Below are 14,362 nucleotides of genomic sequence, written 5' to 3'. Positions count from 1 at the left end.
ACAACAGTACAAGCGGTAAAAAGGAATGACGCGGATGGACGGGGCATATTGTTTACTCAAACATCTCGTGCGCCACGCGCTCCCCGGTACGGGGATAGACAGCCAGCTCGTTTTGCGCGTTTACGGTAGCGAGAAAAACGTCACCGATCCTTGTCACATGCTGCGCCTCAAGCTGCTTTTTCAGCCATACGTCGTCGTTGCCGGTGTATTTCAGATTTTTCGGAATAACGGTTCCGTCCAGGATGACGTTTACGCAGGGACGTTCCGGATCGGGAGTCATTTGGAGATCCTCCGGCGTAACGGGACGCTGGGCGGCCAGCGGCAAAAAGCTCACCTGGCCGTTGGTCTCCAGAATAGCGGTTTGCAGATCGGCAAGGTCGAAATAACCCGCTGTCCTGCACTGTGTTAGGAACTCATTGATGTCCAGCTTGGCCGCAGCCAGGTTTTTTTCGTAAAGCTTTCCGTTTTCATACAGGACAACGGGCTTGCCGTTGATGAATTTGCGCGCCGCCATAGATTTGCAGGTAATATAGGAGATCAGAGCGGCGGTGACGCCATATACGACCATGGCAGTCAGCGGCATCCAGTAGTCGTCCTCCAGGCTCGTGGCGAACTCCGCCGCGATGGAGCCTATGGTGATACCGTTTACGTAATCAAACATGCTCATTTGGCTGACCTGGCGGTTGCCCATAAGCTTAGCGAGCAGGAACAGTACGATGATGGAGAACAGGCTTGTAAAAAGAATATGAGGGATAACGTTCATGGAGCTTCTTCCTTTGCATTCATGTTTCCGCACGGCGGGCCTGCGGCAGACGCCGCTTTCCCTCAGTATACCCCATGGCACTTTGCTTTATTACCTGCCGCTTTTTTGCACGGAATGGCAATTGTATGTTTGGTATAAATGCGGTATGATGATAATGAAATGTGAGGAAAGGGGAATACCCTGATGAAGCATGTTTTTATTGTGAATCCGGTATCCGGGAAAGCGGACGCCAGCCTTTATCTTGTGCCGCGGCTGATCGACGCGGCGGCCGGTGCGGGTGTGGATTATGCTGTGGAGCTGACACAGCACGCCGGCCACGCGGCTGAAATCGCCCGGCAGTACGGTGATGACGGGGAACCGGTGCGCCTTTACGCCTGCGGCGGGGACGGTACTTTGAACGAGGTATTTACGGGGGCGTATCCCTATAAAAACGCAGAGGTAGCAAGTGTTCCGTGCGGCTCCGGCAATGATTTTGTGCGAAATTTCGGCGCGGCGGAGGATTTCCTTTCCCTTGCGGATAATATCGCAGGCACGGCGGTGCCTGTTGACTTGGTCGCGGCAAACGGCGGGGTCTCTGCGGCAATCTGTTCGGTTGGGCTGGATTCTGAAGTTGCATACAGCATTCCCAAATATCGCCGCCTGCCGCTGTGCGGCGGCCAGATGGCATATAATATTTCCATTGTAGAACGTCTTTTGCAGCCCATGGGACACAGGCTGCGCATTACGGTGGACGACGATGTGCTGGAGGGGGATTACCTCATCGCCACGGTATGCAACGGCGTCGCATACGGGGGCGGGTTCCGCGCTGCGCCCATGGCGGACCTGCAGGACGGAGTGCTGGATGTGATCATGGTAAAGAAAATGAGCCGGATGCGCATTGCGGGAGTACTGTCCAAATATAAAAACGGGCTCCACTATCAAAATGGTCGTGTCGTTCCGGAGCTTTCGGATGTGCTGGAATACCGCAGAGCGCAAAAGGTGTTGATCGAGCCGATGGATGGGAAGGCTGTCATCACAAATATCGACGGGGAGTGCACTCCGGCGGACAGTCTTTCCGCACAAGTGCTGCCTCTGGCAGCGCGGTTTGTGCTGCCGGCTCCGCTGTATGCGCAGTTTGAGGACAGAGCTCCCGCCGTAACGGCGTGACATGACTTGAAGGCAGACAAATATGACAAATACCGGGTGGCTCCTTCGCAGGCCGCCCGGTATTGTTTTGTTTTCGTGCGAGTTCACAAAAAATTTTTATTTTACCCCCTTGATTTTTCCTGTAAATGTGGTTACAATATGTTTAGCACTCAAAGATATAGAGTGCTAAACAAGGAAAATTTAATTTAGGAGGAAAGTTTTATGAAAATCAGACCTCTCGCTGACAGAATTGTCATTAAAAACGTAGAAGCAGAGGAAACTACCAAGAGCGGCATCATCCTTACGGGCTCCGCCAAGGAAAAGCCCCAGGTGTGCGAAGTTGTCGCTGTGGGCCCGGGCGGCCTTGTGGACGGCAACCAAGTTGAGATGACCGTCAAGGTGGGCGACAGGGTATTGATCGCCAAATACGCGGGTACCGAAGTGAAGGTGGACGGCGACGAGTGCACCATCGTGCGCCAGTCGGACATTCTTGCCGTTGTAGAGTAAGCTCTCAGCAAAGTTGTTTTCATTCTATTTTAAAATAAAAGGAGTCGTTATTTATGGCAAAACAGTTACTCATGGGCGAAGAGGCGCGCAAAGCTCTCTGCGCCGGCATTGATAAGCTTGCCGATACGGTCAAGATCACACTTGGCCCCAAGGGACGCAACGTAGTTTTGGGCAAAAAGTTCGGCGCTCCGGTCATCACCAATGACGGCGTTACCATCGCCAAAGAGATCGAGCTGAAAGACCAGTTCGAGAACATGGGCGCTCAGCTCGTACGCGAAGTTGCCACCAAAACGAACGATGCTGCCGGCGACGGTACCACCACCGCAACGGTTTTGGCACAGGCGCTTGTTACCGAGGGCATGAAGAACGTTGCCGCGGGTGCAAACCCCATGGATCTGAAGCGCGGCATGCAGAAGGCCGTGAAGGCTTCTGTCGAGGCTTTGAAGGCGAACAGCAAGAAAATGGAGGGCTCCGCCGACGTGGCGCGTGTTGCCACGGTTTCTGCGGGCGATGAAGTCATCGGCAGCCTGATCGCTGAGGCGATGGAAAAGGTAAGCGCTGACGGCGTGATCACCATTGAAGAGAGCAAGACGGCTGAGACCTATTCCGAAGTCGTAAAGGGCATGCAGTTCGACCGCGGCTATATCACTCCGTATATGGTCACAGACACCGAGCGCATGGAGGCTGTTCTGGATGATGCATATCTGCTCATCACGGATAAGAAGATCAGTGTGATTCAGGATATTCTGCCCCTGCTGGAGCAGATCGTACAGTCCGGCAAGAAACTCGTCATCATTGCCGAAGATGTGGAGGGCGAGGCTCTGTCCACGCTGATCGTGAACCGCCTGCGCGGGACCTTCACGGTTGTCGCTGTCAAAGCTCCCGGCTTTGGCGACCGCCGCAAGGAAATGCTGCAGGACATCGCCATTCTGACGGGCGGCACGGTTGTCAGCGAAGAGTTGGGTTATGAGCTGAAAGACGCCACCGTCGATATGCTGGGCCGTGCCCGCCAGGTGAAGGTAACGAAGGAATATACCACCATCGTAGACGGTATGGGCGACAAGGAAGCTGTCAGCAACCGTGTTGCGCAGATCCGTGCGCAGATGGCGGAGACGACCAGCGACTTCGACAAGGAGAAGCTGCAGGAGCGTCTTGCCAAGCTGTCCGGCGGTGTTGCCGTCATCAAAGTCGGCGCTGCCACTGAGGTCGAGATGAAAGAGAAGAAGCTGCGCATTGAGGATGCCCTGAATGCGGCCAAGGCTGCCGTGGAAGAGGGCATTGTCGCGGGCGGCGGCACGGCTCCGCTGCACACGACTGCTGCTGTTGACGCTGTGATCGACGCTCTCGAAGGCGATGAGCGCACGGGTGCGCGCATCGTGCGCAAAGCACTGGAGGCTCCGCTGCGCCAGATCGCGGCCAATGCCGGCCTGGAGGGCAGTGTCATTATCGACAAAATTATGTCCGGCAGCGATGCCAACTATGGCTTTGATGCCCAGAAAGAAGTATACGGCGACATGATCAAGGCCGGTATCGTTGACCCGACCAAGGTCACCCGTTCTGCGTTGGAGAACGCGGCCAGCGTGGCGTCCATGGTCCTTACCACCGAGAGCCTTGTCGCGGATGAGCCGGAAGATCCCGCGGCCTCGGCTGCGGCCAACGCCGCCATGGCGGGCGGCGGTATGGGCGGCATGTATTGATTGCCCGGCTCCTGTTTTCATAAAATTTCCTTTGCCCTGCGGCGTTTTGCCGCAGGGCTTTTTGTATATTTGCGAGCCTTGGAGAAAAACTAATACCATTACAGAAAAGGAGGCAAACCCCATGGAAGAAATCACTGCCGTAGAGCTGGCCGGTTTTTCCGAACTGCTCACTCACGAGGAAAATATCATTAAAAAATACAAATGCTATGCACAGACCTGTGAGGACCCGGCGCTCAAAGAAATGTGCGAGGATATGGCCCAGCGCCATACGCAGCATTATGATGCGATTCTCAGCGAACTGAAATGAGGAGGGGACAAATAATGAATTGCTTTGATGATCAGGCGAAAATGACGGATGCGCTCAATTCCCAAAAATTCATCACGGGGAATTATAATCATTATGCCGGTGAATGCGCCACAAAGGAACGCAAGGATAAGCTGATGGAGATTCTTTCCGAGGAACATGACATGCAGTTTGAAGTGTTCAGCGAGATGCAAAAGCGGGGCTGGTATGAGCCGAAGCCTGCGCCTCAGCAAAAGGTGTGCGAGGCGTGCGAACAATATGAACAAAAAGTAGGCTCCTTTTAAGATATAAGATAAGGTAAGTATGCTGCTCTATGCCCGTCTGAAGAACAATCGTCAGACGGGCATTTTTGTGTGTAAGCCGTCGAAGGAAAAACTGAAAATATTTGAGATTTTTTTAACAACTTTTTCATTTAACGGTTGCAACCGGGACGGATTTCATCTATAATATAAAAAGATATCGTAAAAAAACAGGGAGGTTATTTCATGGGCATTTCACAGTTCCTTACGGTTGCGGCAAATACTGCATCCGGGAACCCCGAACCGTCCGTCGGCGTGGTTGTGGCAACGGGCCTCATCCTCGTATTCGGCGTTCTGGTGCTGCTCTACCTGCTCATTACGCTCGAGGGCATTATTTTTACATCTGTAGACCGCAGGAAAAAAGGCGCGCCTGCTCCGAAGAAAGAAGCGGCTCCCGCTCCGGTGAAAGCGGCTGCTCCGAAGGCTCCGGTTGTGGAAGCCGGCATCCCGGGCGAGGTCGTCGCGGCCATTGCCGCCGCTATCGCCTGCATGGACGGCGGCGAACATTATACGCTGCGCAGTGTTAAGCGCACAAGAGTGTCCGGGCGCTCCGCCTGGGGGCAGGCCGGTGTTGTGGCTTACACCGAGCCGTTTTGACAGGAGGGGATGAACAGACATGCAGGGCTTTTTAAACGCAGTCACCGGTATTGCCAATGAATCCGGCTTTGTCGGCATCATGGAGAATCCGGGCTATCTGATTATGATTATCGTCGCCTGCGGGCTGATTTATCTTGCCATAGGCAAGCAGTTCGAGCCGCTTTTGCTTTTGCCGATCGCCTTCGGCATGCTGCTGGCGAACCTTCCGTTTGGCGAGATTATCCACATGCAGTATTTCATCCCGCCGGAAGGCGCGGACCCTTCGCTGTATCCGATGTTCAGCGAGATCCTGCACCATGGCGGGTTGGCTGATATGCTGTATCTTGGCGTCAAGCTGGGCATTTATCCACCGCTGATCTTCCTTGGTATCGGTACGATGACGGATTTCGGCCCCCTGATCTCCAACCCGAAGAGCCTGTTGCTGGGCGCTGCCGCACAGCTTGGCATTTTCACTACTTACATCGGAGCGAAGCTGCTTAATTTTACCGGCCCGCAGGCCGGCGCCATCGGCATCATCGGCGGTGCGGACGGCCCGACAGCCATTTTCGTTGCCAGCAAGCTGGCGCCTGAACTGCTTGGCGCTATCGCTGTGGCCGCGTACAGCTATATGGCGCTGGTGCCCATCATCCAGCCGCCTATCATGCGCGCGCTTACCACAAAGAAAGAACGTATGATCGTAATGGAACAGCTTCGTCCGGTTTCCAAACTGGAAAAGATCATGTTCCCCATTATCTGCACCATCATCATTTGTTTGATCCTTCCCACAGCCGTGCCTCTTGTCGGCATGCTGATGCTGGGCAATCTGATGAAAGAGTCCGGTGTTGTGGACCGCATCAACAAGACGGCGGGCAACGAGCTGATGAACATCATTACGATTTTCCTCGGTGTGTCTGTCGGCTGTACCACAAATGCAGAGACCTTCCTCAACAAGAACACGCTGTTCATCGTGGCGCTGGGCCTGATCGCGTTCTGCTTCGGCACTGCGGGCGGTGTTCTGTTCGGCAAAATCATGTGCTGGGCGACGCACGGCAAGGTGAATCCGCTGATCGGTTCTGCCGGTGTTTCCGCTGTTCCGATGGCCGCACGTGTTTCTCAGAAGGTCGGCCAGCAGGAAAACCCCCAGAATTTCCTGCTTATGCACGCCATGGGGCCGAATGTTGCGGGCGTAATCGGCAGCGCTGTGGCCGCCGGTATCCTCATCAATATGTTGAAATGACGCTTTTACGGAAAAAGCCGTTCCTTTGGGAGCGGCTTTTTCTTTTCAATCAGGTGCAAGTATGCTATACTAAATACGATAGTGCGCATGAATAGAATGCGCCAGAATACGACCAAAGGCGGAAAACAATGGAATCCCAATTTGAAACACAATTCCTTGCGCTGCGCAAAAAGTATATTGAGGCGCAATTCGGAAAGCTGAACCCGGTGCAGCGGGACGCGGTATTTACCACAGACGGGCCGCTGCTGATCCTGGCGGGGGCGGGCAGCGGCAAAACGACGGTGCTTGTCAACCGTATTGCGAATCTGATTCGTTTCGGCAGCGCGCACAGCAGCACATATGCGCCGCAAGGCGCCGGGCCGGAACAGGTGGCGGAGCTGGAACGCCTGCTGCACAGCGGCGGCGAGCCTTCCGAGGCTCTTCGGCCCTTCCTGCGGGAGCACACGGTGCGCCCCTATAATGTTCTCGCCATCACCTTTACAAACAAGGCGGCGGGGGAACTGAAAAATCGTCTTTCCGCCATGCTGGGTGAAGCAGGTCAGGATGTCAACGCATCTACATTCCATTCGGCATGCGTGCGTATCCTGCGCCGGGAAGCCGGCAGGCTGGGGTATCCCCAGAGCTTTACCATTTATGATACGGACGATCAGCAGCGCGCCATGAAAGAAGTATATAAGTCGATGAACATCGACGACAAGTTTCTTCCGCTGAAATCGGCCATCGGCGCCATCGGCCGTCTGAAAGACAAGATGATCAGCCCGCAGGACGCCATGAGCGCGCCCGCAGATACGCGTGCGGGGCTTGTCGCCAAGGTATACGACGCCTATCAAAAACGTCTTTTGCAGGCAGGTGCATTCGATTTTGACGATTTGATTTATGCCACAGTGAAGTTGCTGCGGGATTTTGAGGATGTACGGGAATATTATCAAAACCGGTTCCGCTATATCCTGGTGGATGAATATCAGGACACCAGCGTGGCACAGTTTCAGCTTGTATATCTGCTGGGCGGCGAGCACCGGAACGTTTGTGTCGTTGGCGACGATGACCAGAGCATTTACCGTTTCCGCGGTGCAACGATTGAAAACATTCTTAATTTTGAACAGCACTTCCCCGGCGCAAAGGTCATTCGGCTGGAACAGAACTACCGCTCTACCTCCAATATTCTGAACGCGGCGAACTGTGTGATCAAGAACAATATGGGGCGCAAAGGAAAAACGCTTTGGACGGAGAACGGAAACGGCGAGAAGCTGATGTGCTATGAAGCGGATTCTGAGTTCGACGAGGCGGCCCATGTGGCGGCGGTGATCGGCCAGAACGTGAAAAAGGGCGCGAAGCTGCGGGATCATGCGATCCTGTACCGTATGAACGCACAGTCCGGGCCAATCGAAACCTATTTTGCCCGTGCGGGCATTCCGTATAAAATCGTCGGCGGCCAGCGTTTCTACGACCGTAAAGAGATAAAGGACATGCTTGCTTATATGAGCATCGTCGCAAACGAGCAGGACGATCTGCGGCTGCGGCGCATCATCAACGAACCGGCGCGCAAGATCGGCGCGACAACGGTGCAGAACGTGGCGGATATTGCGGCGGGGCTTGGCGTCTCAATGCTGGAGGTTATTGAGCACGCGCCGGATTATCCGGCGCTGGCGCGGGCAAGCGCGGCGCTTGGCGGCTTTTGGCGCATTTACCGCAGGCTGAAAGAAGCGTACGATACGATGCCTCTGGATGTGTTCGTCAGCGAGATGTTGGAGATCACGGGATACCGCAGTATGCTGGAGGCAGAGGGAGAAGAAGGCCAGACGCGCATGGAAAACATCGGTCAGCTTGTTTCCAGTGTAAAGACCTATGCCGATCAGCGCGGTCCGGAAGCCAGCCTGCCGGGCTTTCTGGAGGAAGTGGCGCTCATCAGTGATATCGACAGTTATGATGAAGGCGCAGATGTTGTCGTTCTGATGACCATGCATGCGGCCAAGGGGCTGGAGTTTAATTATGTGTTCATCGTCGGTCTGGAAGAAGGAATATTCCCCAGCGAGATGAGCCGGTATTCCAATGAAGATCTGGAGGAAGAGCGCAGGCTTTGCTATGTGGGTATTACCCGTGCGAAAAAAGAGCTTTATCTTTCCTGTGCGAACTCGCGCATGCTGTTCGGCCAGACGAAGCATAACCGCCCTTCCCGTTTTTTGGAGGAGATCGACGCCTCTCTGGTGGAGGTGGAGCAAAGCCCGGCTGCCGCGCAGACGAAGGCCATGCGTCAGCGTTATATGCAGCAGCAAAATGCATATTTGCAGCCGGAATATGGCGCGGCAAGCATGCGCTCCACGGTACAGGCGGGATATTCGGCCCGTTACGGCGGTGCTTCCCACGGTTCTGGAGCGGGCGGCGCTTCACGCCCTGCCCGGCAGCGCGCTTCTGTGGGAGGCGGTTTTTCCACGGTTCAGGCGGGCAGCGCGGCCTCCGTTCCGCGAACGGAGGGCAGCGGAGCCTATCGTCCGGGAGACCTGGTGGAGCATAAAGTTTTCGGCCGCGGCGAGGTGCTGAAGGTAACGCCCGTGGCGGGAGATACCATCGTTGAAATTCGTTTTGATACGGCCGGCGTAAAAAAGACGATGGCGAATTATGCGCCGCTGAAACATATTTCTGAGTAAAAACGTCTTTAAGACGGGCGGCGCGCCGGAATTTCCTTTTGTGTTCCGGCCTCCGGCTGAAAACAGGCGCTTGCGGCCACCCGTTCCGCAAGAGGAAACGCAGCGCGGTCCGAAGCCGTCTTTGAAAGGGTTTTGCAGAATGGAAAAAACGCGCAGGCTTTTTTGCGAGATGGGCCCGTGGGCTTATTGGCTCTCCATGAAAAAGTGCCGTTTTGTGCGGCGTGTGCAGGATATGTTTTCCGGTGTGCGTTTTTCCCGGCATCAGCGGTGTGAGCCGCTGCCTGTTGTAGTGTATGCCCATAAGTCACTGATACGGCGCACACTTGGGACGGTGGACCAGAAGCTGCAGGAAAATAAAGCTGTTAATCTATCGCTTGCCGCACCCAGAGTAAACGGAGTGCTCATTCGTCCGGGAGAAACATTTTCGTTCTGGCGGATGGTGGGGCCGTGTACTGCGCGCCGGGGATATTTACCGGGCCTGACAATCAGCAAAGGAGAAACAGCCTGCGGCGTGGGCGGCGGGATGTGTCAGTTTACGAATCTGCTTCATTGGATGGTGCTGCATACGCCGCTCGTCATCACGGAACACCACCATCATGACGGATATGATCTTTTTCCGGATTTCGGGCGGACGATCCCATTCGGAACGGGGACCTCGATCCTGTACAACTATCTCGATTACCGTTTTTATAACCCTACGGAACAAACGTTCCAGATCTTGGTTCATACAGATGAGATTTATTTGTGCGGCGAGCTTCGCGCGGAACATGCGCTCCCGTACAAATACCATGTGCATGCGGAGGATGAATATTTTTCCTGTGAAGGAGAAAGCGTTTACCGCAACAACCGAATATGCCGCTCCCGCATCAACGTGAAAACGGGCGTTTGCGAGGAGCGCACCTGCATAAAAATAAACCATGCAAAAGTGCTGTACGATTCCTCCGGCCTTCCCATCCGGGTGTTGGAGAAATCGACGGCGGGAGAGGACAAGCCATGAAAGTAATGCTGATTGCACACACGCCGGAGCCGGAACGCGTTGTCGCGGCTGCGGCAAAGCTGTGTTATTCCAATGCGCACCTGGACGACCTGTTGGAGGGCCTTACGCCGGAGAAAAGCCGGGAATTTCTTTCAAAGCTCGCCAGCCTGGGGCATGAAAGCCCCACAGAACACGCATCCTTTACGTTTGCAATCGAAGGCGTGAGCCGCGCACTGCTTGCACAGATCACGCGCCACCGTATCGCGTCGTACAGCGTACAGAGTCAGCGGTATGTACGGCTGGACCAGTTTGAATATATTACGCCGCCGGAAGTGGCTCGGGACGAACAGGCCAGAGAGGCCTTTGACGCGGCAATGGCGGAGGAAGCGGAAAACTACCGCCGTATCGCGGAGTTGCTGAAAGACGGGCACATCCGCCGCCTGATGCAGGAGGGAGCGGATGAAAAAACGGCCGCGCGCAAGGCGGAAAAAATGGCCATTGAAGACGCGCGCTTTGTGCTGCCCAATGCCTGCAGCACGAAGATGATCGTTACAATGAACGCACGAAGCCTGAACAATTTCTTCCGGCACCGCTGCTGCCAGCGCGCCCAGTGGGAGATTCGGGAGCTGGCGGACGAAATGCTGCGCCTGGTGAATGAGGTGGCCCCTGCACTGTTTGCGCGCAGCGGCCCGCCGTGTGTATCCGGCGCATGCCCGGAGGGTTCAATGAGCTGCGGACGTGCCGCAGAGATGCGGAAGAAATATGCTTTTCTCAAAGGAGACGAAATGGTTTGAGCGGACGTTTGATCGTGCTGGAAGGGCTGGACGGTAGTGGGAAAGCCACGCAGGCGGGGCTGCTCTACGAGGCATTGTGCGGACGTGGAGAACAGGCGATGAAGATCACCTTTCCGAATTATGAGAGTGATTCCAGCGCTCTGGTGAAAATGTATCTGGGCGGGGCTTTTGGGCAGGATGTGAATGATGTGAACGCCTATGCGGCGTCCAGCTTTTATTCTGTGGACCGGTATGCAAGCTATAAGACACTTTGGGGGTGCTTTTACCACGACGGCGGAACCGTGATAGCGGACCGTTATACGACCTCCAACGCGGTGCATCAATGTTCCAAGCTGCCGCGCGAGGAGTGGGACGCTTATCTCGCCTGGTTGTTTGATTTCGAATATCGCAAAATTGCCATACCGGAACCGGATACCGTCGTATACCTGGATGTGGACCCGGAGGTTTCCCAGCGGCTGATGTCCCAGAGGTATCATGGAGACGAAGAAAAAAAGGACATCCACGAAAAAAATATGGAATACCTGCAGCACAGCCGCCAGGCCGGGCAATACTGTGCAAAGGCACTCGGATGGAAGCGCGTGGCTTGCACGGAAGGTGGGCGGATGCGCGCTAAGGAAGACATCCATAAGGACGTTTTGGCACTGATTGCAAAGAGGTGACGAATATGGAAGAAAACAAAGAAGGAACCCAGCAGGCCGCACAAGAGGCTTATGTGCGGCAACTGGCCGAGCTTTCGGCGCGCGTGCTGCACATGACGGAGGAGCAAAAGCAGCGCAATGCGGCAAAAATCGAAGAGCTGAACAAACGTGTGGCGGCGCTGCCGCCTGCTCTGCGCGGGCTGTATGCGCAAAAGCTGCGTTCGTTGGCGCCGGAAGCGCCCGCGCCGCAGGCTGCGCCGGTGCAGCAGCCGCCCGCTGCTGATGCCGCATATGAGCCGGAGTATGCGGACGGCTATGAGTATGAAGAAGAGGATGAAGATGAAGTGCCCGCACGCAGACGGAAAAAACGCAAAAAACACGGATGCCTGATCGTGATGCTGGTGTTTTTGATGCTGGCGGCACTGGCGGCAGCAGCAGGTTGGTTCTGGCTGTCCGGCGAGGTGAGCGGCTCACGCGGTGCGGCTGTCACACAAAGCGTCACCATTGAAAAGGGGTCCGGCCCGCTGGCCATCGGCCAGAAGCTGCAGGATGCGGGGATAATTCGCTCGGCGCAGGTGTTCCGTTTTTATGTACGCGGCAAGGACGGTGCGGCGGATACACTGCAATACGGTACGTTTGAACTGTCCTCCGATATGAGCTATGATGAGATCATCGCCGCACTGCAGGTCGCTACAGATGACAGAGAGACGGTTCGGGTCACATTCCCGGAGGGAAAAACGGTGATCCAATACGCACAAATTATGGAGCAGGCGGGTTTGTGTTCCGCACAGGAATTTCTGGACGTGGCCAACAATGGAGATTTTTCCCAGTTCGGCTTCTGGGCCAAGCGCGAGGAAAAGCCCAACCAGTTCATGAAAGCGGAGGGGTATCTGTTCCCGGACACCTATGAATTCTTTGTGGGAGACACCGTGTACAACATGGTTGCCAAGATATACGGCGAATTCGACAATAAGATCACTGCTGAAATGTATGCACGCATGGATGAATTGGATATGACGCTGACAGAGGTTGTTACGCTGGCCAGCCTCGTGCAGGAAGAAGCAGGAAACGAGTACAGCAAAATGGTCTCCGCAGTGTTCCACAACCGCCTTGCCAGCGGCATGACGCTGGGCAGCAACGTTGCGTGGGACAAAGAAAAGGCCGACGACAACAACTATATTTATGACTCCATGGCCGGGCCCTATGGCTATGGCAGCTGGGATGCGATTCCGGCGGAGCTGCGCGAGGCGTACGATACCTACACGCATACAGGCCTGCCTGCGGGACCGGTGTCGAACCCGGGCCTGCTGTCCATTGAAGCGGCGCTGTGGCCGGAGGAAAACTGCGACTACCTGTATTTCCAGACGGACACACTGGGGAATTACCATTTTGCCAAAACAAATGCCGAGCATGAAGCAATCACGGCCGACCTGGAGAGCCAGGGGATCCGTCCGTGATTTTGAAGAAAAGGCAATAAAATAAGCGAAGCAGCCGCACCTCCTGTGTGCGGCTGCATTTTTGAGGTGATTGAATGAAACGGCCCGAAATTTTGAGCCCGGCCGGCGACCTGGAACGGCTGAAATTTGCCGTGCTGTACGGCGCAGATGCGGTATATGTGGGCGCTACGGAATTCGGCATGCGCAGCGCGCCGAAAAATTTCACGATGGAGCAGCTGGCGGAGGGCGTGCGCTTTGCCCATGCCAGAGGGCGCCGGGTTTATCTGACATTGAATACAGTGCCTACCAACGAGGAGATCGCCCGCATGCCCGATTTTATGCGGCGCGCACGGGAAACCGGCGTGGACGCGTTCATCGTTGCGGACCTGGGCGTGCTGGCGATGGCGAAGCATATTGCGCCGGAAATGGAGCTTCACGTTTCCACACAGGCGGGCATTGCCAATTATGCGGCCGCGTCTGCAGCGTATGATTTGGGGGCGAAGCGTGTGGTGCTTGCGCGGGAGCTTTCTCTGAATGATATCGCGGTCATTCGGGACAACACTCCTCCGGAACTGGAACTGGAAGCATTTGTCCACGGCGCCATGTGCATGTCGGTGTCCGGGCGCTGCCTGCTTTCGCATTATCTCACCGGCCGCGATGCGAACCGGGGAGAATGCACGCAGCCCTGCCGCTGGAAATGGCAGCTTACCGAGGAACACCGCCCGGGCCAGGCGTTTGAGGTTGGCGAAACCGAAGAGGGAAGTTACATTCTCAACGCGGACGATTTATGTACCGCGCCGTTTATCGACTTGATTTTACAGGCGGGCGTGGACAGCCTGAAAATCGAAGGGCGAGCCAAAACCTTCTATTACGTGGCCAGTACCACAAGCGCATACCGCCGTGCGGTGAACGCATATCTGGATGCGCCGGACGCTTACATGTGCCCCGAAGACGTGCTGGAGGAATTGACCCGTACATCGCACCGGCATTATTCCACCGGTTTTTATTTCGGCCGAGAAGGTGCGACGCAAAATACAAAGCACGGCGGCTACATTCGGGAATGGGAAGTTGTGGGCGTTGTAGATGAATGGCGCGAAGGAACTGCTTTTTGCACCCAACGCGGAAAGTTCCTGCTTGGAGAGGCGCTGGAAGCGCTTGTACCATCCGGCAAGGTTGTTGCCTTTACGCCGGAATGGATACAAAATGAAAGCGGAGAAGCAATCTGTGCTACGCCGCATGCGATGATGCGGTTCAGCATTCCGTGCACAGCCGCTCTGCCGGAGGGCACCATCCTGCGGCGCAGGGCAAACGCCGCAGAGGGGTGACGCGCCGGATAGGTGCAGAAGGCTTGGTTGATTCCACGAT

14 protein-coding genes are annotated in these 14,362 nt (G+C 55.4%); 13 read left to right on the top strand and 1 reads right to left on the bottom strand.

The genetic code is table 11. The features are described from left to right. Positions 1-52 precede the first annotated feature (52 nt). Entirely contained in the window at positions 53-763 is a 711-nt protein-coding gene (locus IIY41_RS11505) for a DUF421 domain-containing protein (RefSeq protein WP_050004237.1), read from the bottom strand. A gap of 183 nt (positions 764-946) precedes the next feature. Here IIY41_RS11505 and IIY41_RS11500 point away from each other — a divergent pair, with 183 nt between their 5' ends. The 13 genes from IIY41_RS11500 (at position 947) to IIY41_RS11440 (ending at position 14,322) form a co-directional block, all read left to right on the top strand. Further along, a complete protein-coding gene (locus tag IIY41_RS11500) occupies positions 947-1,909 on the top strand; it encodes a diacylglycerol/lipid kinase family protein (protein WP_069971769.1) in 963 nt (320 codons plus the stop codon). Between the two features lie 201 nt (positions 1,910-2,110). Further along, the gene (locus IIY41_RS11495; protein ID WP_009325788.1) at positions 2,111-2,395 is read left to right on the top strand and encodes a co-chaperone GroES; all 285 of its coding nucleotides are present in this window, start codon (positions 2,111-2,113) and stop codon (positions 2,393-2,395) included. 53 nt (positions 2,396-2,448) lie between these two features. Next, positions 2,449-4,092, top strand: a complete 1,644-nt coding sequence (gene groL / locus IIY41_RS11490; protein ID WP_009325787.1) for a chaperonin GroEL — start codon at positions 2,449-2,451, stop codon at positions 4,090-4,092. A 121-nt stretch (positions 4,093-4,213) separates the two neighbouring features. After that, positions 4,214-4,399: a hypothetical protein gene (locus tag IIY41_RS11485; protein ID WP_009325786.1), complete on the top strand. Its 186-nt coding sequence runs from the start codon at positions 4,214-4,216 to the stop codon at positions 4,397-4,399. A gap of 14 nt (positions 4,400-4,413) precedes the next feature. Further along, entirely contained in the window at positions 4,414-4,680 is a 267-nt protein-coding gene (locus IIY41_RS11480) for a spore coat protein (RefSeq protein ID WP_287400811.1), read from the top strand. A gap of 201 nt (positions 4,681-4,881) precedes the next feature. Beyond that, positions 4,882-5,292, top strand: a complete 411-nt coding sequence (locus tag IIY41_RS11475; protein ID WP_082052068.1) for an OadG family transporter subunit — start codon at positions 4,882-4,884, stop codon at positions 5,290-5,292. Positions 5,293-5,311: 19 nt separating this feature from the next. Further along, complete coding sequence (locus IIY41_RS11470; RefSeq protein ID WP_205505084.1) at positions 5,312-6,508, top strand: sodium ion-translocating decarboxylase subunit beta; 1,197 nt, start codon at positions 5,312-5,314, stop codon at positions 6,506-6,508. A gap of 128 nt (positions 6,509-6,636) precedes the next feature. Beyond that, a complete protein-coding gene (locus tag IIY41_RS11465) occupies positions 6,637-9,153 on the top strand; it encodes an ATP-dependent helicase (protein ID WP_205505082.1) in 2,517 nt (838 codons plus the stop codon). Positions 9,154-9,292: 139 nt separating this feature from the next. Continuing rightward, the gene (locus IIY41_RS11460) at positions 9,293-10,150 is read left to right on the top strand and encodes a VanW family protein (protein WP_205505080.1); all 858 of its coding nucleotides are present in this window, start codon (positions 9,293-9,295) and stop codon (positions 10,148-10,150) included. Beyond that, a complete protein-coding gene (thyX, locus tag IIY41_RS11455; RefSeq protein WP_009325779.1) occupies positions 10,147-10,923 on the top strand; it encodes an FAD-dependent thymidylate synthase in 777 nt (258 codons plus the stop codon). Before IIY41_RS11460 ends, thyX begins: the two co-directional genes overlap by 4 nt. Next, positions 10,920-11,582, top strand: a complete 663-nt coding sequence (locus tag IIY41_RS11450; RefSeq protein WP_117459663.1) for a dTMP kinase — start codon at positions 10,920-10,922, stop codon at positions 11,580-11,582. Before thyX ends, IIY41_RS11450 begins: the two co-directional genes overlap by 4 nt. Positions 11,583-11,587: 5 nt before the next feature. After that, positions 11,588-13,018: an endolytic transglycosylase MltG gene (mltG, locus tag IIY41_RS11445; RefSeq protein WP_242853440.1), complete on the top strand. Its 1,431-nt coding sequence runs from the start codon at positions 11,588-11,590 to the stop codon at positions 13,016-13,018. A gap of 74 nt (positions 13,019-13,092) precedes the next feature. After that, the gene (locus IIY41_RS11440; RefSeq protein ID WP_287400802.1) at positions 13,093-14,322 is read left to right on the top strand and encodes a peptidase U32 family protein; all 1,230 of its coding nucleotides are present in this window, start codon (positions 13,093-13,095) and stop codon (positions 14,320-14,322) included. Positions 14,323-14,362 lie beyond the last annotated feature (40 nt).

This window comes from Ruthenibacterium sp., from assembly GCF_017421385.1.
Taxonomy (GTDB): domain Bacteria; phylum Bacillota; class Clostridia; order Oscillospirales; family Ruminococcaceae; genus Ruthenibacterium; species Ruthenibacterium lactatiformans.
Note: the sequence above shows the minus strand (reverse complement) of the source record. Positions and strands in the feature narration are given on the sequence as shown.